This window comes from Dactylosporangium siamense, assembly GCF_016862795.1.
In the GTDB taxonomy this organism is placed as follows: Bacteria; Actinomycetota; Actinomycetes; order Mycobacteriales; family Micromonosporaceae; genus Dactylosporangium; species Dactylosporangium siamense.
In genome coordinates this window covers 54,884-76,141 of sequence record NZ_BONQ01000129.1, presented here as the reverse complement: position 1 = coordinate 76,141, position 21,258 = coordinate 54,884, and the positions used below count along the sequence as shown (strand labels likewise).

23 protein-coding genes are annotated in these 21,258 nt (G+C 70.1%); 13 read left to right on the top strand and 10 right to left on the bottom strand.

The genetic code is table 11. The annotated features are described in order from the left end of the window. Positions 1–24: 24 nt before the first annotated feature. The 3 genes from Dsi01nite_RS41695 to Dsi01nite_RS41685 are packed head-to-tail and all read left to right on the top strand — an operon-like array spanning position 25 to position 1,795. The gene (locus tag Dsi01nite_RS41695) at positions 25–354 is read left to right on the top strand and encodes a carboxymuconolactone decarboxylase family protein (protein WP_203851940.1); all 330 of its coding nucleotides are present in this window, start codon (positions 25–27) and stop codon (positions 352–354) included. After that, positions 354–1,376 carry a zinc-dependent alcohol dehydrogenase family protein gene (locus tag Dsi01nite_RS41690; protein WP_203851939.1) on the top strand — a complete coding sequence of 341 codons (1,023 nt, stop codon included), beginning with the start codon at positions 354–356 and terminating at the stop codon, positions 1,374–1,376. The genes Dsi01nite_RS41695 and Dsi01nite_RS41690 overlap by 1 nt, the downstream gene beginning before the upstream one ends. A gap of 11 nt (positions 1,377–1,387) precedes the next feature. Beyond that, positions 1,388–1,795 (top strand): (R)-mandelonitrile lyase, encoded by a 408-nt coding sequence (locus Dsi01nite_RS41685; RefSeq protein WP_203851938.1) that lies wholly within the window; start codon positions 1,388–1,390, stop codon positions 1,793–1,795. A gap of 74 nt (positions 1,796–1,869) precedes the next feature. Here Dsi01nite_RS41685 and Dsi01nite_RS41680 read toward each other — a convergent pair whose 3' ends face one another. Both Dsi01nite_RS41680 and Dsi01nite_RS41675 read right to left on the bottom strand, forming a co-directional pair. Further along, positions 1,870–3,156 carry an alpha/beta hydrolase gene (locus tag Dsi01nite_RS41680; protein WP_239136564.1) on the bottom strand — a complete coding sequence of 429 codons (1,287 nt, stop codon included), beginning with the start codon at positions 3,154–3,156 and terminating at the stop codon, positions 1,870–1,872. Between the two features lie 53 nt (positions 3,157–3,209). Continuing rightward, entirely contained in the window at positions 3,210–4,238 is a 1,029-nt protein-coding gene (locus Dsi01nite_RS41675; RefSeq protein ID WP_203851937.1) for a helix-turn-helix domain-containing protein, read from the bottom strand. A gap of 109 nt (positions 4,239–4,347) precedes the next feature. Here Dsi01nite_RS41675 and Dsi01nite_RS41670 point away from each other — a divergent pair, with 109 nt between their 5' ends. The 6 genes from Dsi01nite_RS41670 (at position 4,348) to Dsi01nite_RS58505 (ending at position 8,831) form a co-directional block, all read left to right on the top strand. Further along, positions 4,348–5,103 (top strand): SDR family oxidoreductase, encoded by a 756-nt coding sequence (locus tag Dsi01nite_RS41670; RefSeq protein ID WP_203851936.1) that lies wholly within the window; start codon positions 4,348–4,350, stop codon positions 5,101–5,103. 7 nt (positions 5,104–5,110) lie between these two features. Beyond that, on the top strand, positions 5,111–6,088 hold the full coding sequence (locus Dsi01nite_RS41665; protein WP_203851935.1) for a serine hydrolase domain-containing protein: 978 nt from the start codon (positions 5,111–5,113) through the stop codon (positions 6,086–6,088). A gap of 163 nt (positions 6,089–6,251) precedes the next feature. Next, positions 6,252–6,674 (top strand): hypothetical protein, encoded by a 423-nt coding sequence (locus tag Dsi01nite_RS41660; RefSeq protein ID WP_203851934.1) that lies wholly within the window; start codon positions 6,252–6,254, stop codon positions 6,672–6,674. Between the two features lie 88 nt (positions 6,675–6,762). Continuing rightward, the gene (locus tag Dsi01nite_RS41655; protein WP_203851933.1) at positions 6,763–7,326 is read left to right on the top strand and encodes an ankyrin repeat domain-containing protein; all 564 of its coding nucleotides are present in this window, start codon (positions 6,763–6,765) and stop codon (positions 7,324–7,326) included. Positions 7,327–7,646: 320 nt separating this feature from the next. Continuing rightward, positions 7,647–8,366 carry an alpha/beta hydrolase family protein gene (locus Dsi01nite_RS41650; protein ID WP_203851932.1) on the top strand — a complete coding sequence of 240 codons (720 nt, stop codon included), beginning with the start codon at positions 7,647–7,649 and terminating at the stop codon, positions 8,364–8,366. Between the two features lie 153 nt (positions 8,367–8,519). Continuing rightward, entirely contained in the window at positions 8,520–8,831 is a 312-nt protein-coding gene (locus tag Dsi01nite_RS58505) for a VOC family protein (RefSeq protein WP_203852046.1), read from the top strand. Positions 8,832–8,972: 141 nt separating this feature from the next. Here the strand turns inward: Dsi01nite_RS58505 and Dsi01nite_RS41640 are convergent, their stop codons facing one another. The 3 genes from Dsi01nite_RS41640 to Dsi01nite_RS57775 form a co-directional block, all read right to left on the bottom strand. Continuing rightward, positions 8,973–9,122 (bottom strand): hypothetical protein, encoded by a 150-nt coding sequence (locus tag Dsi01nite_RS41640; protein WP_239136563.1) that lies wholly within the window; start codon positions 9,120–9,122, stop codon positions 8,973–8,975. A 34-nt stretch (positions 9,123–9,156) separates the two neighbouring features. Further along, on the bottom strand, positions 9,157–10,098 hold the full coding sequence (locus Dsi01nite_RS41635) for a hypothetical protein (protein WP_203851931.1): 942 nt from the start codon (positions 10,096–10,098) through the stop codon (positions 9,157–9,159). Between the two features lie 88 nt (positions 10,099–10,186). Then, the gene (locus Dsi01nite_RS57775; protein ID WP_239136562.1) at positions 10,187–10,765 is read right to left on the bottom strand and encodes a hypothetical protein; all 579 of its coding nucleotides are present in this window, start codon (positions 10,763–10,765) and stop codon (positions 10,187–10,189) included. Positions 10,766–10,852: 87 nt separating this feature from the next. On the opposite strand from Dsi01nite_RS57775, the gene Dsi01nite_RS41625 reads away from it, so the two are divergent. Continuing rightward, positions 10,853–11,908, top strand: a complete 1,056-nt coding sequence (locus tag Dsi01nite_RS41625) for a sensor histidine kinase (protein ID WP_203851930.1) — start codon at positions 10,853–10,855, stop codon at positions 11,906–11,908. An 8-nt stretch (positions 11,909–11,916) separates the two neighbouring features. Continuing rightward, a complete protein-coding gene (locus Dsi01nite_RS41620; protein ID WP_239136561.1) occupies positions 11,917–12,555 on the top strand; it encodes a response regulator in 639 nt (212 codons plus the stop codon). Positions 12,556–12,846: 291 nt separating this feature from the next. Here the strand turns inward: Dsi01nite_RS41620 and Dsi01nite_RS41615 are convergent, their stop codons facing one another. Further along, positions 12,847–13,683 (bottom strand): peptidoglycan-binding protein, encoded by an 837-nt coding sequence (locus Dsi01nite_RS41615; protein ID WP_203851928.1) that lies wholly within the window; start codon positions 13,681–13,683, stop codon positions 12,847–12,849. 454 nt (positions 13,684–14,137) lie between these two features. Between Dsi01nite_RS41615 and Dsi01nite_RS41610 the strand changes: the two genes are divergently transcribed. Both Dsi01nite_RS41610 and Dsi01nite_RS41605 read left to right on the top strand, forming a co-directional pair. Next, on the top strand, positions 14,138–14,644 hold the full coding sequence (locus Dsi01nite_RS41610; RefSeq protein ID WP_203851927.1) for an NUDIX hydrolase: 507 nt from the start codon (positions 14,138–14,140) through the stop codon (positions 14,642–14,644). A gap of 108 nt (positions 14,645–14,752) precedes the next feature. Beyond that, the gene (locus tag Dsi01nite_RS41605) at positions 14,753–15,886 is read left to right on the top strand and encodes a hypothetical protein (RefSeq protein ID WP_203851926.1); all 1,134 of its coding nucleotides are present in this window, start codon (positions 14,753–14,755) and stop codon (positions 15,884–15,886) included. Between the two features lie 83 nt (positions 15,887–15,969). On the opposite strand, the gene Dsi01nite_RS41600 is transcribed toward Dsi01nite_RS41605, so the two are convergent. From Dsi01nite_RS41600 to Dsi01nite_RS41585, 4 genes are all read right to left on the bottom strand, one after another. Then, a complete protein-coding gene (locus Dsi01nite_RS41600; RefSeq protein WP_203851925.1) occupies positions 15,970–17,295 on the bottom strand; it encodes an enolase C-terminal domain-like protein in 1,326 nt (441 codons plus the stop codon). A gap of 82 nt (positions 17,296–17,377) precedes the next feature. Next, positions 17,378–18,400: an ABC transporter permease gene (locus tag Dsi01nite_RS41595; RefSeq protein WP_239136560.1), complete on the bottom strand. Its 1,023-nt coding sequence runs from the start codon at positions 18,398–18,400 to the stop codon at positions 17,378–17,380. Continuing rightward, positions 18,393–19,934, bottom strand: a complete 1,542-nt coding sequence (locus Dsi01nite_RS41590) for a sugar ABC transporter ATP-binding protein (protein WP_203851923.1) — start codon at positions 19,932–19,934, stop codon at positions 18,393–18,395. The genes Dsi01nite_RS41595 and Dsi01nite_RS41590 overlap by 8 nt, the downstream gene beginning before the upstream one ends. After that, positions 19,931–21,001 carry a sugar ABC transporter substrate-binding protein gene (locus Dsi01nite_RS41585; RefSeq protein WP_239136559.1) on the bottom strand — a complete coding sequence of 357 codons (1,071 nt, stop codon included), beginning with the start codon at positions 20,999–21,001 and terminating at the stop codon, positions 19,931–19,933. Before Dsi01nite_RS41585 ends, Dsi01nite_RS41590 begins: the two co-directional genes overlap by 4 nt. Between the last annotated feature and the right edge of the window lie 257 nt (positions 21,002–21,258).

The window sequence follows — 21,258 nt, the reverse complement described above, 5'->3', positions numbered from 1 at the left end:
TGAGCCGGCGGTTGGATGGGTGTCATGAGCGAGCAATCCGAGCCGTCCGGGCCGCACCGCATGTTCGGCGACTTCGCCCCGGCCTTCGTCGACCTCACCGACAACGTCGTGTTCGGGCAGGTCTGGCAGCGCCCCGAGCTGTCCCCGCGCGACCGCAGCCTCATCACCGTCGCGAGCCTGCTCACCAGCGGCGCCACCGAGCAGCTGCCGTTCCACCTCGCCCGGGCCCGCGACAACGGCCTCACCGAGACCGAACTCGTCGAAGTCATCACCCATCTGGCGTTCTACGCCGGCTGGCCCAAGGCCGTGTCGGCGATGACCGTCGCCAAACAGCTGTTCCGAGGAGACCACTGATGCGCGGCACCATCCTGCACGCCCCCGGCGACGTCCGGCTCGAGGACCGTCCCGACCCGACGATCACCGCACCCACGGACGCCATCATCCGGATCACCGCGACCTGCGTGTGCGGCTCGGACCTGTGGCCGTACCGTGGCATCGAACCGGTCAAACAGCCGTCCCCGATGGGCCATGAGTACGTCGGCGTCGTCGAGGCGGTCGGCGGCGACGTGCGGCAGATCCGGCCCGGGCAGTTCGTCGTCGGCTCGTTCTTCGCCTCCGACAACACCTGCGAGATCTGCCGCGCCGGATACCAGAGCAGCTGCATCCACCGCGAGCCGGTCGGCGCCGGGGGCGCTCAGGCGGAGCTGCTGCGGATCCCGCTCGCCGACGGCACCCTGGTCGCCACGCCGGAGCTGCCCTCCGACGACCTCGTGCCGGGCCTGCTCGCCGCGTCGGACGTGCTCGGCACCGGCTGGTTCGGCGCCGTCGCCGCCCAGGTGCAGCCGGGCAAGACCGTCGCCGTCGTCGGTGACGGCGCGGTCGGGCTGCTCGCCGTCCTGGCCGCCAGGCACTTCGGGGCCGAGCGGATCATCGCCATGAGCCGCCACACTGACCGGCAGAAACTCGCCCTGGACTACGGCGCCACCGACATCGTCACCGAACGCGGCGACGACGGGGTGGCCCGCGTCAAGGACCTGACCGGCGGCCTCGGCGCCCACAGCGTCATCGAAGCCGTCGGCACCCAGGAGTCGATGCTGCAGGCGATCCGCTCCACCCGCCCCGGCGGGCACGTCGGCTACGTCGGCGTCGCCCACGGCGTCGAACTGCCCGGCAGCGAGCTGTTCTTCTCCCACGTGCACCTGCACGGCGGCCCGGCACCGGTGCGCCGGTTCCTGCCCGAGCTCATCGACCTCATCACCAGCCGGACCATCGACCCGGGCCGGGTCTTCGACCTCACCCTCCCCCTCGACCGGGTTGCCGAGGGATACACGGCAATGGACGAGCGTCGCGCCGTCAAGACCCTGCTGCGACCGTGAAGGAGCCCACCATGCGACTGCAACCCGTTGCCGCCACCGTGAAGACACCCGCCACGCGCTTCACCGGGGACGTGTACATGACGCCGATCGTTGCCGGGACGGGACCGTCCCGGATGACCGTCGCGCTGGTCCGCTTCACGCCGGGCGCCCGCACCAACTGGCACTCCCACGCCGTCGGTCAGACCCTGCACGTCACCGAGGGCGTCGGGCTGGTCGGCACCCGCGACGGCACCGTGCTGCGCATCCGCGCCGGCGACACCGTCGTCTGCCCGCCCGACGAGGACCACTGGCACGGCGCGGCCGCCGACACGTTCATGAGCCACCTCGCCATGCTCGAGGCGAAACCCGACGGCGGCGACCCGACGACATGGCTCGAGCCGCTGCCGGAGGAGCAGTACGCCGCCGCCAACCAGCTGTGAGAACCCACACCGCGTCCAGAGCTTCCTAGGACAATCCTTGCCGACGGTGCGCCGGAGCCGGTCCGTCGCTCGCGTCACCGCCGGCCGAAGACCTCGTCGAGCCAGTCGTAGATCCGGGCGAACGCCAGCCGCTGCGCGCCCGACTGGCAGTGCGCCGCCGCGCCTTCGGCGTTGGTGAAGGCGAGCAGCGTCTTCTTGCAGGTGAGGTGTTCGAAGAGGCGCTCGGGCTGACCGCTGAAGAACAGGTCCTCCTCGGCGGAGCACACCAGCGTCGGGCAGGCGATCTCCTCGGCGGTGCCGTCCCGCAGGTGGTAGTCGAGGAAGCCGGCACAGAACGCCCGTGGCGTCGGCGCGTTGCAGGCCCACATGCCCTGCTCCATCATCCATCTGACGGTCGGGTTATCGGCCATCAGCCCGGCGATCACGCCGTCGAGGTCCGGGTCCGACGCCGCCCGCAGCCGTGGGTCGAGGTCGGCGCGGCCGCCGGGGACCTCGGCGGCTTTTTCGGCGGCTTTTTCGGCGGTGATCTCGGCGGTGATCTCGGCGGTGATTTCCGCGGTGACGAAGTCGCCGAGGTCGTACACGCCGTCGAGCGCGATGAGGGCGTTGACGCGGGGCTCGAACGCGGCGGCCCTCGGCATGAGCTCTCCGCCCATACTGACGCCGAGCAGCGCGATGTGCATCGGGTCGACGTCGACCCTGGTCAGTGCGTAGTCGATGACCGGACCGACCACGTGCTCCCAGTCGGGCCGGAAACCCAGCCCCTGCCGGTGCCGCGGCCCCGGCTGCCCGGGACCGTCGAAGCTCAGCACGTGATAGCCGCGCTCGGCGGCGGCCGCGGCCCCGAACACGTGCATCTCCTCGACCGTGCCGTCGAAGCCGTTGCACATCAGGATCGTGGCACGGCGCTCGCCGGTACCACTGCCGCGGCCGTGGTAGAAGTACCCGGGCAGCGTCGTGCCCTCATAGGGGATCTCGACCGGTTCGATCGCCGGCGTGAACAGGCCCGCCGCGGCGTGGAAGCAGGCGACGCTGCGGTCGTAGGCGTGCGGGATGCGCGGGTCGTCGGGCCGCCCGTGCAGGAAGAACTCGGCGGACCGGTAGTAGTTCGAGGCGCGCAGGTGCGCGTCGCGGGCGCTGACCCGGTGCCCGGCCGCGGCGGCCTTGTCGGCGACGGTCGCGACCCGGTCGGCGGTGGCCAGCCACCGGTCGTGCCAGCCGTCGTAGTCGCCGGCGGTGATGGCCTCGGCCGTGCTCACGACCTCGCCGATGTCCGCGCCGCCGTATGCGGTGTGGCCGAGGCTGCGCAGCGTCTCGAACCAGAACTGCTGGTCATCCGGGAACAGGAGCGGGCGCATCATGCCTCCTCAACACGTCGGTGCCTGCCTTGAGGCGCATTGGATACCCCGCTGTGTCACTCGAAACGGGCCGCGCGGGGCTGGGCCGAATCCAGCCGCAGCGAGAAGTCGCGGCGGTAGTGCTGGGGCGGCACTCCGAAGTGGAGGCTGAAGTGGCGGCGGAGGTTCGCCGCCGAGCCGAGGCCGCTCTGTTCGCTGACGGTGTCGATCGGCAGGTCCGTCACCTCCAGCAGCGTCTGGGCGTGGGCGAGGCGCTGGTGCAGCAGCCACTGCAGTGGCGTGGTGCCGGTCGCGGCCTGGACCCGGCGGAAGAAGGTGCGCGGGCTGAGCCCCGCGCGACGGGCGAGGGCCTCGACGGTGTGCGGCCGGTCGAGGTGCGCGGTTGCCCACTGCAGGACGGTGCCGACGCTGTCGTCCTCCGCGGCGGGCACCGCGACGTCGACGAACTGCGACCTGTCCCCCGGCCGGTGCGCCGGCACCACGAGACGGCGGGCGAGCTGGTTCGCCACGTGTGCGCCGTAGTCGGTACGCACCACGTGCAGGCACAGGTCCAGCCCGGCGGTCATCCCGGCGCTGGTGAGCACCGGGCCGTCGTCGACGTACAGCACCGAGTCGTCGACCTGCACGTCCGGGTGCCGGCTCGCCAGGATCGCGGTGTGCGCCCAGTGGGCGGTGGCCCGGCGCCCGTCGAGCAGACCCGCGGCGGCAAGGGCGAACGCACCGGTGCACAGCGACATCATCCGGCTGCCGGCGGCGCTCGCCTGCCGGAGGGCGTCCAGCAGCTCGCCGTCGAGACCCTGCTCGCCGGTGACGCAGGCCTCCGGCACGGCGGTGACGATGACGAGGTCCGCGCCCATGATGTCCGACAGGCGGTGCGGTGATCGCAGGTCGATCCCGCTCGGCGCGGTGATCGCGGCCGGCGCCGGCCGGTCGCTGCCGGGGCAGAGCCGCAGCTCGTACCAGGAGTCGGTCAGGTCCGGCTGCGGCACACCGAAGACCGCCGATGCGATGGCAACCTCGTACAGGTCCCACGGGTGCAGGTCGGCGTGGTCCACCACGACCACCGCCACAGATGGGCCAGTCATGCATCCGATCGTATGGCACGAATTTTGCGGACATGGTCAGTCCTGCCACTCGTGCGCGGGTATCGCAGCTTGGCAGCATGACACCACCCTCTTCGGCACAAGGAGCATGATGCGCCCGTTCAACGGCAAGCACTGCGTCGTCATCGGCGGCACCCACGGCATGGGCCGCGCGGTGGTGGATCATCTGGTGGCCGGCGGTGCGCAGGTGCTGCTGACCGGCCGTTCCGAGACGACGGTGCGGCAGGCCACGGAGGAGCTCGGCGCGACGGCACACGTCGTGCGGTCGGATGTCGCCGACGCCGCACACATCGACGCCCTTGGCACCTTGGTGGCCGAGCGGTTTCCCGCGGTGGACCTCCTGTTCGTCAACGTCGGTGTCGCCGATGCGCAGCCGTTCGAGGACGTGACCGTGGCGGGCTACGACCGGATGTTCGACGTGAACGTCAAGGGCGCCTTCTTCACCGCCCAGCGCCTCGCCCCGCTGATCCGCGACGGCGGGTCGATCGTGTTCACCACCGCCGTCACCAACGGCCGCGGTTCACCGACGATGAGTGTGTACTCGGGCACCAAGGCCGCAGTGCGAGCGTTCGCCAAGGTCCTGGCCGCGGAGTTCCTGCCACGCCGCATCCGGGTCAACACCGTCGCACCGGGGTTCATCGACACTCCCACGATGGGTATCGCTGACGCCACGGCCGAGCAACGCGCGGCGCTGATGAAGATCGGCGACGAGGTCACCCCGATGCGCCGGCACGGCACCACCGACGAGGTGGCCCGCGCGGTGCTGTTCCTCGCCTTCGACGCCACCTTCACCACCGGGGTGGAACTCCCCGTCGACGGCGGCCTCGGCCACGTCGAAGCCGCCTGACCGCTCGATGTCCAATCTCCGCCACCGCACAGCCACGCTGATCAGGCAGGCTGGCTACACCGACGACCAACCGATCGTCGTCGGCATCCAGCAGCGTGGGGCACCACCGGTCTTCTCAGCCCAAGGGTCGACGCTGACTGCCTCGACACCCGTCTACGCCGCGTCCCTGGCCAAACAGATCACCGCGGCCTGCGCCGCCCTGCTCGTCAACCAGGGCCGCCTGAACATGCGATCCACGCTCGCGCAATGGCTGCCCGAACTGCCCGGCTGGGCGCACGAAATCCACCTGCGCCACCTCGTCCACCACACCGCGGGGCTGCCTGCCGACGACCACATCGACACGCTCATCCGCACCGATCACGACCGCACCACCGCCGGCATCATCGGAGCACTGGCCCGGTCAGTGGACGCCCCCAGCACCCCAGGCGGTCAGTACCTGTACTCCAACGCCGGATACGTCTGCCTGGCAGCCGCGGTCGAACGCGCGGCCGGCCAGCCGCTGCCCGAGTTCGCCCGTGCGCACGTGTTCGCGCCGCTGCGCATGAACCGTAGCCAATACTGGCCCGGACCCGCACCGCACCCGCCCGGGGCGGCACCACTGCCCGACCCTCGGCCCGCGCCACTGTCCCTCGGCGACGGCGGCATCTGGACGACCGCGCACGACCTGATCCGCTGGAACCAGGCCCTCGAAGCCGACGAACTGGGCATCTCAACACTGCTGCACACACCCGGCACCCTCGACGACGGCACCGTCCTCGACTACGCGTGGGGCCTCGGCCTCCGGACCCACGCCGGGCGCCGCATCTACCGCCATGGCGGCGGCTGGCCCGGCCTGCGCGCCCAACTCATCCGCATCCCCGACCAACGGTCCAGCATCGTCATCCTCGCACTGGCCGACGACACCGACCGCACGATCGGCCTCGCCAACGCCTTGCTCGACGAGCTCAACCCAGCCGACCCAATACTCGGAACTCGAGCCGATTGACCGTCCATACCTCCAAATCCCCGTTCAACGCCTTTGAGGTCGTCCACCTCGCAGCATCCGCGGCTGCCGTCAGCGAAGTCAGCGCCGATGTCCTGGCGCCGAACGGCGCCGTGCTGCTCGCATCTTGATCAGCTTCAGGTGCTCCCCGCACTACGCTTCCTGGATGCGCTACCTCACCCGGCAGTTCGCCATCGGGGCCCTGCGCCGCGGACGCGGCATCGAACAGTTTCTCGGTGGCATCCAGCTCGGCGGCGAGGCCGCCATCCAATGGGTCGCGATCAGCCCCATGGACGGTCAGTACCGTGTCTCCCTGCACACCGTGCAGGACCCCGACGACGACGAGTTCGGCGACCTGCCCAACCTCATGTCCCTCGACCCGGTCGACCAAGAGTACGTAGGCGAAGGCCGCGAACTCGGCGCCAGCCAGGACGAGGCCGAAGCGATAGCGCTCGCCGAGCGATCCACGACCGCACAACCCGACCGCTGGGTCAACAACGCGGTCGCCGGCGACGAATACATGGACTTCGTCCGAAGCCGGCGAGACACTGCCGGCGCGCACGGCGAACAAGACCAGTCACGAAGTTAGCGCCAGTGCCGACTTTGGGCACCGCTCACGCCGTCGGCCTCCCGCGGAGGACCTGGCTGGCGAAAGTCGATCAAGTTGGTGTGCGGAGATGAACGCGCTGCGAGAGGGCCCGCTGCACATCGCCGCCCAGGCGGGCGATGTGCAGGAGGTAGCTCGGTTGATCGCCGAGGGCGCCGTGGTCGACGCAGGTAATTTCCGTTTGTATACGCCGTTGCATTTCGCCGCCGGTATGGGGGCGTCCGCGGTCGTCACGATGCTGCTGGACGTCGGCGCGGACGCCGGGGCGCTGACGGTGTTTCAGGAGACGCCGCTGCATCGGGTGGCCCATGGTCTGGTCGGCGCCGCCGATGCTCGCGTGGAGATCATCGACAGGCTCCTCGACGCCGGCTGTCCGCTCGACGCTGTCGACACCGCTGGACGCACCGCGCTGTGGTTCGCAGCGGGCACCGGCACCATGCCGTGGACGCCCGAGCAGCAGGCCACGCGCTTCCGCGTCTTGCGGTATCTGCTGGAGCGAGGTGCTGATGTCAGCATCGCAGCGGGCGGCAAGCAGGGCCGGCCGATCGACGCTGCTCGGGGACTCCACCAACTGAGGAAGTATCGAATCGAGTGGGCTGAAGGCGCCGCGCTGCTGGAGCAACGCGGCCAGTAGCCACTAGACAGATCAGTTCCAGATCGGCGGTGGTGGACGAGATCGTCGACGAGACGGTCCCGCGGCGGCGGAGGCGGATCGGATTGTTGCCAGCAGCGGCTGCGCAGCGCCCGGCAGTGATACCCGGCGACCGCACGAGCCCCTCACAGTCGCCGGTGACGGGCCAGCGACGTGGTCGCCGAGTGTGCACGGCCGAGCACGGCAGCTGTGGCGGGTCGACGACATGACGCGACGTGCCCTCGGACGCGCGGTAGGCTCCGTCTTCGGGAGGTCCGATGCGCGCAACGGCCGAACACCTTGAACCGTACCGGCGGTGGCGTATGTCGTACCGCAGCGAAGGGCGTGACCTGGCCGGCTTCTGGCTGACGCCCGACGGCGACGGCCCGCATCCAGCAGTGGTGTTCAACCACGGCAGCATCGGCCTCGGCCCGGCCTCGCTGCCGGGTCTTCAGGTGCTGCTCGCGCTGGGGTGCGCGGTGTTCGCGCCGATCCGCCGCGGGCACAACGAGGAGCCGGGCCCCTACTGGTCGGATCTGGTGCCGGCGCCGTGGGGCAGTCCGGAGATGGGCCGCCAGCTGGTCGCCGTCCTGCGGGCGGAACTGGTCGACGTGTTGGCCGCGGTGGAGTGGGTCGCGGCGCGACCCGAGGTGGACGCCGGGCGGATCGCGGTGGCCGGCTCATCGTTCGGCGGTGTGCTGACCGTGCTCGCGTTGAGCGAGCCGGCACCGTTGCGCGCTGGGGTGAGCTTTGCCGGACCGTCGATGAGCTGGCCGGACGCGCCGGCGTTGCAGACGGAACTGCTGGCCGCGGCGGCGTCGGGGACGGCGCCGCTGTTTCTGGCCCAGGCGTTCAACGACCACAGCCTGCAGCCGACCTACGCGATCGGGGCCGAGTTGGCCAGGTGCGGCCGGCCACACGAGACCCGGGTGTATCCGGCCATCGGCGACGAGCCCATGACCGGACATGGAATCTTCGCCACCGGAGTGGACCTGTGGCGCGACGACATCGGGCGGTTCCTGGCCCGCTGGGTGACCGGATAGCCGACCGACTTCGACCACCCACTGGAACAGGCTTGGGCTCACCGCCGAGGTCCAGGTCATGCTCGAGCAGCCAGCCAAGGAAGCCCGGCCATGGGCCTGACGGCAGGTGACTCGCCGGCAGACAATCGCTGAGCAGGCCCTCGCCCCGCTCGGCTGACCCGGAGCAGCGGTCTCACCAGCCCACTCGTCTACGTCGGCGACGGACCGGACGTCCTCGTCTACGCGGAAGAGGGCGGCGACACCAACCCGCACCGCCACGGCCGACCCGGCCTCCAGCACATCGCCTTTGCCGTCGACAGCCCTGGCATCGTCAACGCCGCGCACCAGGCAGCCGTCGACGCCGGCGGTGCCGTCGTGCACGAACCGCAGATCTTCCCGTACATACCGGGCTACCACGCCGCCTTCGTCGAGGACCCCGACGGCTCCCGCATCGAGATCGTCCACATCCCGGCATGCGCGGCCTGACCGATGTCGACACCGCGACGCTGTCGGCCACCGACCTCCGCGAGCAGCGTGGTCCGGGCCGAGGCGACAGGTCTGCGGCGCGGCTGCGACCGAAACAACGGCCGGCCCCAGCGACCGGGTCGGCCGTTGTTGTCGTGACGGCTACCGCTGGTCCTTCTCCCACCACGTGAACGCCACCCGATAGTCCGACGGCGTGTCGTCCGCGGCGTGGTTGGCCAGCCCGTTCCTGCCGAAGTAGTAGTCGTGCACCTGGTTGGCCGCCTCCGTGGCCAGAGTTGATTGACGGTCCACACCTCCAAATCCCCGTTCAACGCCTTCGAGGTCGTCAAAGTGCAGTACGACTGCTCGGCTCCGGTGATTCCGCTTCCAGCTTCGGCGGGAGTGTCACCGGCGTCGGTCGAGTCCTGAGCTGGTACGAGACCGCACAGACGGTCAGCGCCAGCCCATAGCCGGCGAACGATATCGGCTGGGCCACGCCGATATAGCCCGCCGCGTCGAGGCCGGTGCGGCCGTGCCAGTGCAGCACGCCGCCGATCAGCAGCATGACGTAGACCCCGGCGCCCAGCCCGTACAGCACGAACGTGGGGGCGATCAGCCAGACCGGGACGATCGGCAGGAAGCGGGGGACGCGCCGGCCGGCCAGCAGGATCGTCCAGCGGGGGAACACCATGCCCCATGGATGGACCAGGCCGAGCAGCAGAAACACGGCCAGGCTGAGGCCGACGCAGAGCGCGATCGCCATGCTGGGACTCGGGCGGAAGCCCTCGGGCTCGAGACCGGGCACCCCGAACGCGCCGAGCAGATGCACGCCCCCGTACGGTAGCCACGCCGCACAGCCGGCGTAGGCGATCCGGCGGATCCGCGCGGGGGCGGAGTGCGCGAGCGGCCGGAGGCCAGCGGTGCGGCGCCGTACGGTGGTCGCGACCAGGAGGGCGCCGGCGGTCGTCAGCCCGAGGCGTTCCAGGAACGCGAGCCAGGCCGGGTCGCCGTGGCGGTCGGTGACGGTGCCGGTGAGCGCGAGTTCGACGAGGTTGAGCAGCAGCCAGCAGCTACCGGCGAGCAGCACGACGGCAAGCGTCCAGGCCGCCCATCGGCGGTGAGTGAGCACGGCAGCGGTCGCGAGCAGCAAGACCGCCGCGCCGGGCCACGCCGCATGCGGAAAGCCGGCGAATTGGTCGTGGCCGGCGAACGCGCCGATGCCTGTGCCGATGCCGAACAACGCAGTGAATGCGGCGGTCGCCCCCGCAACCCAGACCCTCAACTGCATGCCGGCAGTCTCTATGCCCAGGCCTGTGCCAGGGCTGAGCCACCCTGAGATCGCCCACAGCCGAGAATCTGCGACCGGCGCCCCACCATCAGCGCTGCCGGCGGCGTCGATGGTAGGCGTAGGTGACGACGGCGAGGAGTGGCCCCCACAGCAGCAGGGGCAGGTAGCAGATGTAGAAGATCGTGGCCGACCAGACGCCCTGCTGGGTGGGGAAGTCCGAGGGAACCGGTGCGCCTCCCGCCGTGACCCCTCGGAAGACGGCGATGAAGGCGACGATCCACAGGACCGTCAGGAACACCGCGGCGACCGTCGCGGGAACGACGGCCACCAGTGCCGGCACGGTCCGGCCACGAAGCCAGGGAATCCAGGATGGGAATCGTTCTCCCCAGGAGGCGACCAGTCCGACGGCGGTGAACGCCACCAGCTCCGCCACGATCGACAGGCAGACGACGTAGACCTCCACGCCGAGCCCGCCGCCGTGCAGGAACGCGGCCGGCAGCCGCCAAAGGCTGGACGGCAGGACGACGAACGGCACCGCGTACGCGGCGACTCGCGCCCAGCGGGGCACCCCAGCGACCGGCGCATGCGCGGCCCGCCAAGCGGCACGCAGCCGCCCGGCGGGCATCGGCGGCGCGGCCCCGCCGCCTGATTGATCGATGTCGGTCATGCCGATGACGCTAGGAGCGGCCCGGCTGGGTCGCCTCCCCCTGGCGAGGGAGTATGCCGTCCGGGGCGTGGGCTACCGTCGGTCGTCGTGAAGCGCCGTGTCGTCCGAGCCGCGCGGGCCGGGATCTACCAGTTGCTGGGCGCCGCGCTGCTGACGCCGGTCGCGGTGGCACTCGGCCTGCCGATCCTGGTGGAGGTGACGCCGCAGCGCGTGCTGGCCTGGTGGGCGGCGTGCCTGCCCGCCGCGGTGCTCCTGGCCGTGACGCCGCTGATCCGGCGTCTCGAGGTGACCGCGCTGTCCGAGCTGCTCGACGTCGACGTGCCGAAGCGAGTCGACCCCGTCTATCTGACGGCCCTGACCAGCCTGCACCTGTACGGCGGCGCCACGCTCAGCGCAGGTCTGGTGGCGCTGTCCCCCGAGCTCGTCCGCGCCGCCGGATACCGGCGTGGCGCGCCGGGCGACTCGACCGAGGTCCTGCTGGCCGCCGCCGCCATCCTGGCCGCAATGGTCGCTGCGGGGTTCGGCCAACGCTGGGCGGCGCGCCGGCTGCTGCGCACCGAACCGTCCCGTATGGTCGACGAACTCGGCCGCCGCCAGACCCTCGCCATGGAACTGCACGACGCCGTCGGTCACGCGCTCAGCGTCGTCCTGGTGCAGGCCATGGCCGCCCAGGCCGCGCTGCAACGGCCCGATCTCACCGCTGCCGTGTCATCACTCGACCATCTGACGGCAGCCGCCCGGCACGCCCAGCAAGACCTCGACGTCGTGCTCAGCGTGCTCGACGACGGCGTCGGCGCCCAGCCACCCACGCTGGAAGCACTCGACATGCTCATCAGCGGCCTGGACGTGCACGCCAACGTCGGCGATGTGGACAAGGTCCCGGCCGCAACGTCGCGGGCGGCGTTCGCGATCGCCCGGGAAGCGCTGACCAACGCCCTGCGGCACGGGCACGGCCCGGTGACACTCGACCTCGCCGTCGGCGCCGAAATGGTGCTGACCGTGGGCAACGTGACCGTCGGCCCGCCCGGCGAGGCCGGCCGCGGCCTGACCGGTATGCGCCTGCGCGCTCGCCTGGCCGGCGGCACATGCACCTGGCAGCAGGCGGACGGAACGTGGCGCGTCCAGGCGAGGCTGCCGCTGTGATCCGCGTGGTGCTGGCCGACGACGAGAGACTCATCCGCGCGGGATGGCGCACCATCCTCTCCCTTCACGACGACATCGAAGTGGCGGCCGACGCGGCCGACGGCTGCGAAGCCGTCGAGGCCGGCGCCGGCGCAGACGTGGTGCTGATGGACGTCCGCATGCCACGCATGGACGGCCTGGCTGCCACCCTGGAACTCGCCCGCCGCGCCCCGACGACGCGGGTGATCGTGGTCACCACCTTCGAGCACGACCAACTCGTCTGGGGCGCGCTGCGCGCCGGCGCCGCCGGCTACGTGCTCAAACGCGCACCCGCCGAGCAGCTGGTCGACGCCATCCGGCTCGTGCACACACGCGATGCGGTGCTCTTTCCCGACGCGCTGCGCCGTATCGCCGCACCGCTCGCCGGCACGGTCCGATCCAGCACGGTGGCCGGGCTGACCCCCCGCGAGCTGGACGTCCTGCGCCACATCACGCTCGGGCAGAACAATTCGGAGATCGCGGCCACGCTGCACATCACCAACGAGACCGTCAAAACGCACGTGGGCAACATCCTGGACAAACTCGGCGCCCGCGACCGCACCCAGGCGGCGGTCCTCGCCTACGAACTCGGCCTCGTCTTCCCCGGCGCCCACCACCAAACCCCATAAGACGTTCGCGCATCCTGCTCGCTGTGCACCGCCGGAGGTCGGCCTCACGGTGTCGTTGCCCTCGACCGGCTCGGACCTGAAGGGCGGAGTGAGGCCGGCGGTCACGGCGTCCAGGTCCGCCGTCTACTCGGAGCCGGAGCTGGTGGAGCTGCCGGCCTGCGTCGCCGACTCGACCGAGGGCAGCTGGGTCGAGCATCGCGCTTCAACGGCACCGTGCGCCGCCTGCGGCGCGGCTGAAGACGAAACAACGGCCGGCCCCGGCGATGGGGTCGGCCGTTGTCGTAATATCGGCTACCGCTGGTACTTCTCCCACCACGTGAACGCCACCCGATAGGCCGACGGCGTGTCGTCCGCGGCGTGGTTGGCCAGCCCGTTCTTGCCGAAGTAGTAGTCGTGCACCTGGTTGGCCGCCCCCGTGGCCAGATCGGTGTCGGAGATCGCGACGGCATGGATGTGGTACGGCCAATCCCCCTGCGACGGATTGCGCAGCCAGGCGGCGAACCCGACGGTCCGCAGCGCCTGGACGGTCTGCCACCGCTGTGTGGTGCTCAGACTGGCGACCGAGATGTCCACCGCTCCGCCCGCGTCATGGGTACCGGCCGAGCTCGGGTTCGACGACGTGTAGGACCCCTGGCTCAGCGTGATGCTCCAGGACAGCTTGGCATCGGCCGCGGCGAGCATGTCGCGGGTCCTGGCGTTCACCCGTTCGCCACCGTACGAGCTGGTCCGCGACCCGGTGCTGATCGGCCTGGTGACCGTGTACCGGCCGCTGCCGAGCGTGGTCAGCGACGACGGACCCGGATACCCGTTGGCGTCCAGGCCCGAGTAACCGAGTGAGCGCTGCCAGGCCGCGTACGCCGCGACGGTCGACGTGCCGTAGTGCCCGTCGACCGAGCCCGAGGCCAGGAATCCCTTCGCCGACAGCGCCCGCTCGACCTCCAGCACGCTCGCCGCCGCGCCAGGGGTCTGCCCGGTGCCACTCTTCGGCGGGTCGACCTGCGCGGCGAGCATGACCTGCTCCATGTCGACGACCGGCAGCGCTGCGGCGGCCGGCCCGCCGAAGGGCACGACGACCCCGAGCAGCGCGAACACCACCGCCCCACGGGACAGCACGGCGGAAAGGTTCATGGGAGCTCCCATCCAGACATCGACGGACATGATGTCAAGAAGCTACAGGATCATCGATGTGGATGGAAGAAACCTGCAAACCGGCCTCTGAGGCACCACAGTGGTGCGGCACGATCGAGCACGATGGCGTGATCGTGGCGGCTTCCCGGATTCGCGGATTGTCGCCGGATGAGGCCGACGTCCCGACGGAACGTTCCGGGTGCCACGGTGTGGTCATTGTTTGAGGTGCCTGAGGTCGGCTGGCTGGTGTCGTCCGGCCAACCCGCGCACGCGTTCGCGACGTCGGGCTATTTGGTGCCGCCGGTCGTGGAGTACCGACCCGTCCCGCAGTGAGGTGCGATCAGCGTCTGCGGCACGTGGGCGTCATCCGCGAGGCCATCGACGGCAGTCGCCACGCGCTACCCTCAGTCTCTCGCCGATCATTGCGGTACTCGCACAGCATCAGGAGTCTGCCATGTCGCTGAACCTTCGAGCCTCCGCCCGCGCGATCATCCTCGACGAAGACGACCGCATCCTGCTGTGCCGATTCGTCTTCCCCCACCCGGCGGTCCCGACCGGAGCACCGGCCGTCTGGTCTGCTCCAGGTGGCGGCATAGAACCAGGTGAGGACGGGCTGTCCGCGCTGCGCCGCGAGCTGCGTGAGGAAACCGGCCTGGTCGCCGACATCGATCCGCCACACGTCTGGCATCAAGTCGTTGTCAGCGCAGATCATGCGCCCCGCTTCGACGGCATCGTCAACGACTACTTCCTCGTCCGTGCCACCCACTTCGAGCCCCGAGGCCAGTTCACCGACGACCAACTCGCCGCTGATGAGCTCCTCGCCGGCTTTCGCTGGTGGCAGCTCTCCGAGATCGCCGACTACACCGGACCTGACGTGTTCTCGCCCCGTGACCTTGCCACACCGCTGACCGACCTGCTCACCTTCGGGCCACCCTCCGCCCCGGTCGCGCTCGGACTATAAGGATCAGTAGCTGATCCGGCTGGAGCCGCGAATTCGGACGACGGTAGGACCGACCATCGACGCGGGCCTGAGGCGGCCAGTGTTGCGCCCGGCATCTAGATTCGGCGCATGTCACTGCGTGACTGGTGGTCCGATCTCATGGCAGGCGACCCGACCGCGGTGGCGCTGCTCATCATCGGCGGAATGCTGGCGGCGCTGGCCTACGCCGTGGTCAAGGCTGTCGTCGGCGGTCTTTGGAGCTTTGGCCGCAGCCAGGTCGAGCAGCAGTTCTGGCGCGACGGCGGGAAGCTCACGACCCTGATGAGCGTGACCGTCCTGGTCCTCGCCTACGCCTTCTACCGCGACGAGCAGCCTCGCCCCCTCGCCAGGGCCCTGGTCGACCTGGCCCACGACAAGCTGCTCGCCGTCCTGCCGCTGGCGATCCTCACCCAGTGGGTGCTGCTGTGGCTGTTCTGGATCCTGTTCGGGCTGCTGATGAAGGTGCCGCTCGCGCAGCTGATCCAACCGGCCGTGATCTTCAACTCCTTGCTGGTCTTCTCCGGCCTGATGGTGCTGTTCACGCTCGTCTTCCTCGGCGTCGCGCGGCGTGACTGGGGCGCGGCGGCGGGCTGGTATGCGGTCGTCGTCGCCGCCAACTATCTGCTGATCGTCATGGGGAACAACCCCCGCAACAGACCGTCCGATCGGCGCGGCTGGACGTACCGCTGGAGAATCGCACCGCAGACCATCGTTCTGGTCACCCTCCTGTTCACGGTCCTCTTCGCGGTCATCGCCGCCGTCGTCTGGGGCGTTCAGCGATCGATGCACCGTGGCGTGCCGTCCCTGGCTGGCGCGCTGCACGGCGAGCTCATCGCCATGTCGGCCGTGTTCCTCCTGGCCTGCCTCGGGTTCAAGACCTTGATCCTCAAGGACAACCCCGGCACCCCGAAGGTGCTGCTGAACTTCATCGAGCTGACGACCGCGCTCTCGGCCGTGATGATCGCTCTCATCGGGCTGTCCCAGTCGCCAGTGAAGCTCGGGTCGACGCCGGTGTGGGTCATCGCCGTCGGACCGCCGCTGCTGGTCGCCGTGGCGATCCTGCTCTTCAACCTGGTCCCGCGGTCGGCCCGCACCGAAGCCCCGCGCTGGGGGCTGTGCCTCGCGGCGAGTGTCGCCGTCGCACTCCTCGTCGTCCCCGGCCGGGTGATCCTGACCGACGTCCTCACCCCGGTCGCCGCCCTCATCCCCTGGCCCGACCTGTAGCGGTCCTCGTCGGGGGTGCACCGGCCCGCTCTGCGTGGTGGAGACGCGCCACGGGACGCGCGGCGGGAGCTACGTCCGCACCGTCAGGCGACCGTCGTGAGCGGCTGGTCGTCCGCGGCCGCCCACTCCGGGCCGTCCGGGAACCGGAACGCGGCCAGCGAGGCGGGGACGATCTGCGCGCTCATGCCCGGCGTGGTGGGCGCCAGGTACCGCCCGCCGCTGATGCGCACCGGATCGACGAAGTGCTCGTGCAGGTGGTCCACGTATTCGATGGCCCGGTCCTCGGTGCTCCCGCTGACCGCGACGAAGTCGAACATCGCCAGGTGCTGCACCAGCTCGCACAGCCCCACGCCGCCGGCGTGGGGGCAGACCGGCACCCCGAACTTCTGCGCGAGCAGCAGGATGGCCAGGTTCTCGTTGACGCCGGCGACCCGGCACGCGTCGATCTGCACCACGTCGATCGCATCGGCCTGCAGCAGCTGCTTGAACATCACGGCGTTCTGGCAGTGTTCGCCGGTGGCGACCTTGACCGGCGCGACCGCCCGGCGGACCGCGGCGTGGCCCAACACGTCGTCCGGTGACGTCGGTTCCTCGATCCAGTACGGGTCGAAGCTGCTGAGTTCGCGCATCCATCCGATGGCGTCGGGAACGCCCCAGATCTGGTTGGCGTCCACGGCGATGCGGATCTTCGGCCCGACGGCCTGCCGGGCGATGCCCAGCCGGCGCACGTCGTCGGCCAGGTTACCGCCGACCTTCAGCTTGATCAGCTCATAGCCGGCGTCGACGGATTCCCGGCACAGCCTGGCGAGCTTCTCATCGTCGTAGCCGAGCCAGCCCGGCGTCGTGGTGTACGCCGGATAGCCGCGCTCCAGCAGCATCCGTTCACGGTCAGCCCGGCCACCGGCAGCACCCCGCAGCAGTGCGAGCGCCTCGTCCTCGGTGAGCGCGTCGCGCAGGTAGCGGAAGTCGATCTGGGCCACCAGCTGTTCCGGGGTGAGGCCGGCCAGCAGCTTCCACAACGGCTTGCCGGCCCGGCGGGCGGCGAGGTCCCACACGGCGTTGACCAGCCCGCCGGCGGCCATGTGCACGACGCCCTTCTCCGGCCCGAGCCAGCGGATCTGGCTGTCCCCGGTCAGTCGCCGGGCCAGCGCACCCGGATCGGCCAGCAGCTCCTCGACGGACTGCCCGACCACCATCCCGGCGAGCGACCGCATCGCCGCCACCGCGATCTCGGTCCCCCGGCCGACGGTGAACACGAGACCGTGGCCTTCCGCGCCCGAGGTCGTGCGCAGCACCACGTAGGCAGCCGAGTAGTCGGGGAACGGGTTCATCGCGTCGGACCCGTCCCGGTGCAGGGAGGTCGGGAACCTGACGTCGAGAGTCTCCACGGACGAGATGCGCTCAGTCACCGATGCTCCTTGGAGGTCTTGGAAGGGTCCTGGCGCCGCACGGCAGCACCCGGGCGGTCCGCAGGTCGGCGATCGGCCCGCGTCACGTCTGCGCCTTGCCGCCGGTGATCCGGGCGACCACGAGCGCGACCAGGATGACGGCGCCGTTGAGGAAGTTCGTCCACTGGGCGGGTACACCGGCCAGCGTCAGCACGTTGATGATCATGAACAGCAGCAGGACGCCGGTGAAGGCGCCGAACACGGTTCCCTTGCCGCCGTTGAGGCTGACGCCGCCGATGACCGCCGCGGCGAAGACCTGGAAGATGGCGCCGTTGCCCTGTGCGGCGGGCACGGCCGCGAGCCGGCCGCTCATCAGCAGGCCGGCGAGTGCCGCGAGCATGCCGGCCACGATCAGGGTGACCCACAGGATCCGGTCGGTGCGGATGCCGGCCGCGCGCGCCGCGTCGACGTTGCCGCCGATCGCGTACAGCGCCCGGCCCGCCCGGGTGTAGCCGAGCACGACGATCCCGGCCACGAACAGCAGCAGCGAGATCCACACCGATGCGGGCACTCCGAGCCAGGTGGTGGAGCCGAGGTAGGTCATCGACGACGGCAGGGCGAAGAAGGTCTTGCCGCCGGAGATCCCGGTCAGCAGGCCACGCAGCACGATCAGCATGCCGAGGGTGACGATGAACCCGTTGAGGCCGAAGCGGACGATGAGCAGCCCGTTGAAGGCGCCGACCAGGACGCCGACGAGCAGGACGACCGGGATGGCCAGGGCCGGTGGCAGGACGTGGACACCGAGGCCGTGGGTGACGGCCGGGTCGACGATCAGCCAGGCGGCGATGCCGGGGGCGAGCCCGAACGTGGACTCCAGCGACAGGTCCATCTTGCCGGTGATCAGGACCATGGTCTGGGCCAGCACGAGCACGGAGATCTCCGACATGCTCTGGAGCACGTTGATGACGTTGTCGGACTGCAGGAAGACCGGGTTGACGAGGTAGCCGACGACGGCGACGGCGATGATCGCGGGGACCAAGGCCAGGTCACGCAGGCGTGCGAGCGCTACGCCCCGGCGTACCTCAAGCGGTGGGGACACGGCGGTCTCGGACAACGTTTCAGACATGGTCGACATCGACCCCCTCCATCGCGGCCACCAGTTCGTTGTCGCTCCAGCCGTGCGCCTTCGTCCCGACCACGCGGCCCCGGAACATGACCAGGACCCGGTCGCAGAGGCGAAGATCGTCGAGTTCGTCGGAGACGATGAGCACCGTGGTGCCACGCCCGCGCACCTGTTCCACGACGCCGAGCAGCGTCTGTTTGGAGCGCACGTCGACGCCGGCGGTCGGCGTGATGAGCACGAGCACCTTCGGGTCACCGGCCAGGGCGCGGCCCATCACCACCTTCTGCTGGTTGCCACCGGAGAGCTCGGCGACCGGCACGTGCGGGCCGGATGCCTTGACGGCGAGGTCGGCGATCGCCACTCGGGCGAAGGCGTCGCGCCGGGCCGGGGAGATGAACCCGTTGCGCCCGATGCGATGCGGCACGGTCATCGTGACGTTCTCCCCGATCGACAGCTGCGGCACCAGGCCCTCCCGGTGCCGGTCCTGCGGCACCAGGCCGACGCCGGCGTCCAGCGCGTCCGGCACGTCGCCCGGGCGCAGCACCCGGCCGTCGATGGTGACCGTCCCGGCGACGGGACGGCACAGACCGACGATCGCCTCAGCCACCTCGACCTTGCCGCTGCCGCCGCCACCGGCGATGCCGACGACCTCCCCGGCCCTCGCCTCCATCGACAGTTCCGCGCCGGACCGGGTGGTCAGCCCCCGCACGGACAGCAGCACCGGCGCGCCCGGCACCGGTGGGCGGTGGGCGGCCTCGGGCAGGCTCACGTCCTCGCCGGTCATCGCGGCCACCAGGGCCTGGCGGCTCAGATCGGCCACCGGCGCGGTGAGGATGTGCCGGGCGTCGCGGAAGACCGTCACCTGATCGCAGATCTCGTAGATCTCCTGCAGGTGGTGGCTGATGAACAGAAACGTGACCCCCTGGGCACGAAGGTCGCGGATGCGCTGGAAGAGTCGGCTGATCCCGGCGGCGTCCAGCTGCGCGGTCGGCTCGTCCAGGATGATGAACCGCGCGCCGAACGACAGTGCCCGCGCGATCTCCACGAACTGCCGCTGCTCCACCGACAAGGTCGAGGCCGGTTGGCGGACGTCGACGTCGACCGCCCACGCGGCGAGGAGCTGCTCGGCCTCACGCCGCAGTGCGGGCCAGCGGATCAGCCGGTCCCTGCCGCGTGCGTGCCGGTTGAGGAAGAGGTTCTCCGCCACGGTGAGCGCGGGGATGATGGTGGACTTCTGATACACGCACGCCACCCGTCGCCGCCACCCGTCGCGGTCGGCGAGCGGCGGCGCGGGCGCGCCGTCGAAGGTGACGATGCCGTCGTCGGCGGCGTGCAGGCCGGTGAGGATGCTGACCAGGGTCGACTTGCCGGCGCCGTTGCGCCCGACCAGAGCGTGGGTCTCGCCCCGGCGGACCATGATGCCGGCTTGGGACAGTGCCACGGTCGAGCCGAACCGTTTGTCGATGTTGACGGCCTCGACGACGGGCCGGCCGCTGACAGCCGGCCCGTCGGTCGCGCTTTGCGGGATGGAGCTCATGCGGTGTTGCCCCACAGGGTTTTGTCGTCGAACTTGAGGGTCGGCTGGCCGCCGATGGTTGCACCGTCCTGGGTCACCAGCGGCGCCGCGAGCTGGTCCTCCAGCAGGCCGTCACGGACCTGGATGATGGTGCTGCCGTGGTCGGTCGGGCCGGGCTGGAACGTCTTGCCGTCGATGGCCGCCTTGACGTAGTAGAGCCCGTACTTGGCGTAGAGATCGGCCGGCTGGCTGACGGTGGCGTCGATGGTGCCGCTGCCGATGTCCTTGAGTTCCTCGGGGATGCCGTCGTTGGAGACGATGAAGACGTGCTTCGGGTCCGACGGCGGGACCTGCAGCCCCTTCTGCTTGAGAATCTGCAGCGTTCCGGACAGCGCGAACGACGACTGCATGTAGACGCCCTTGATGTCCGGGTCCGACGCGAACCGGGTCTGCAGCTTCGCCGCGGCGACGTCGGCCTTCCAGTCGGTGGCCTCACCGAACACGGTAATCCCGGGGAAGTCCTTCTTCATGCACTCGTTGAAGGCCTCGGTGCGGTCCCGGCCGTTGATCGAGGCCAGGTCGCCCTGCAGCATGACGACCTTGCCCTTGCCGCCGAGCTTCGTGCCCAGGAACTGGCACGCCTTGGTGCCGTAGGCCCGGTTGTCGGCGCGCACCACCATGAACACCTTGCCGGTGTCCGGTCTCGTGTCGATGGTGACGACCGGGATCTTCTTGGCCTCGAGCTGGCCCAGCGTCGGGGCGATGGCCGCGGTGTCCTGCGGCGCCATCACCACGCCCTTCACCCCTTGGCTGATGAACGTCTGCGCGTTGGAGATCAGGTTCGCGATGTCGTTCTGCGAGTTGGTGGCCTTGAGCTCGACCCCCAGTTCCTTGGCGTACTGCGGCGCGTACTTGATGTAGGAGTTCCAGAAGTCGGTGTCCGAGCGCGGGTAGTCGACGCCGACCAGCGGCGCCGAACTGCCGGTGGTGCCGGAGCCGGACTCGCCGTCATTACCGCAGCCAGTGGTGAACATGGCCGCGCCGAGCGTGACAGCCAGACCGCAGCCGAGCAGAGCTTTGCGGTTCACCGGGGCTCCTTCCGTTTCGACATGGGTGCGCGCCGCGCAGCGCGTTTCGGCACGGGTCAGCACCACCGCCGCGGACGCGGAGGCGTGGACTGGCGTGTCGGGGGTGTCGTTGCCTGCACGGCGCGCGGAGGGGGCTGTTCAAGCGGGTCGAGATCCGCCATACATCAGATGTATTTATAGACCAGAAGCGAACTGGTGTCCATAGTGCCGGTTTGCCCGACACGTATTCGTCATTACATCAGATGTATCGCCGACGG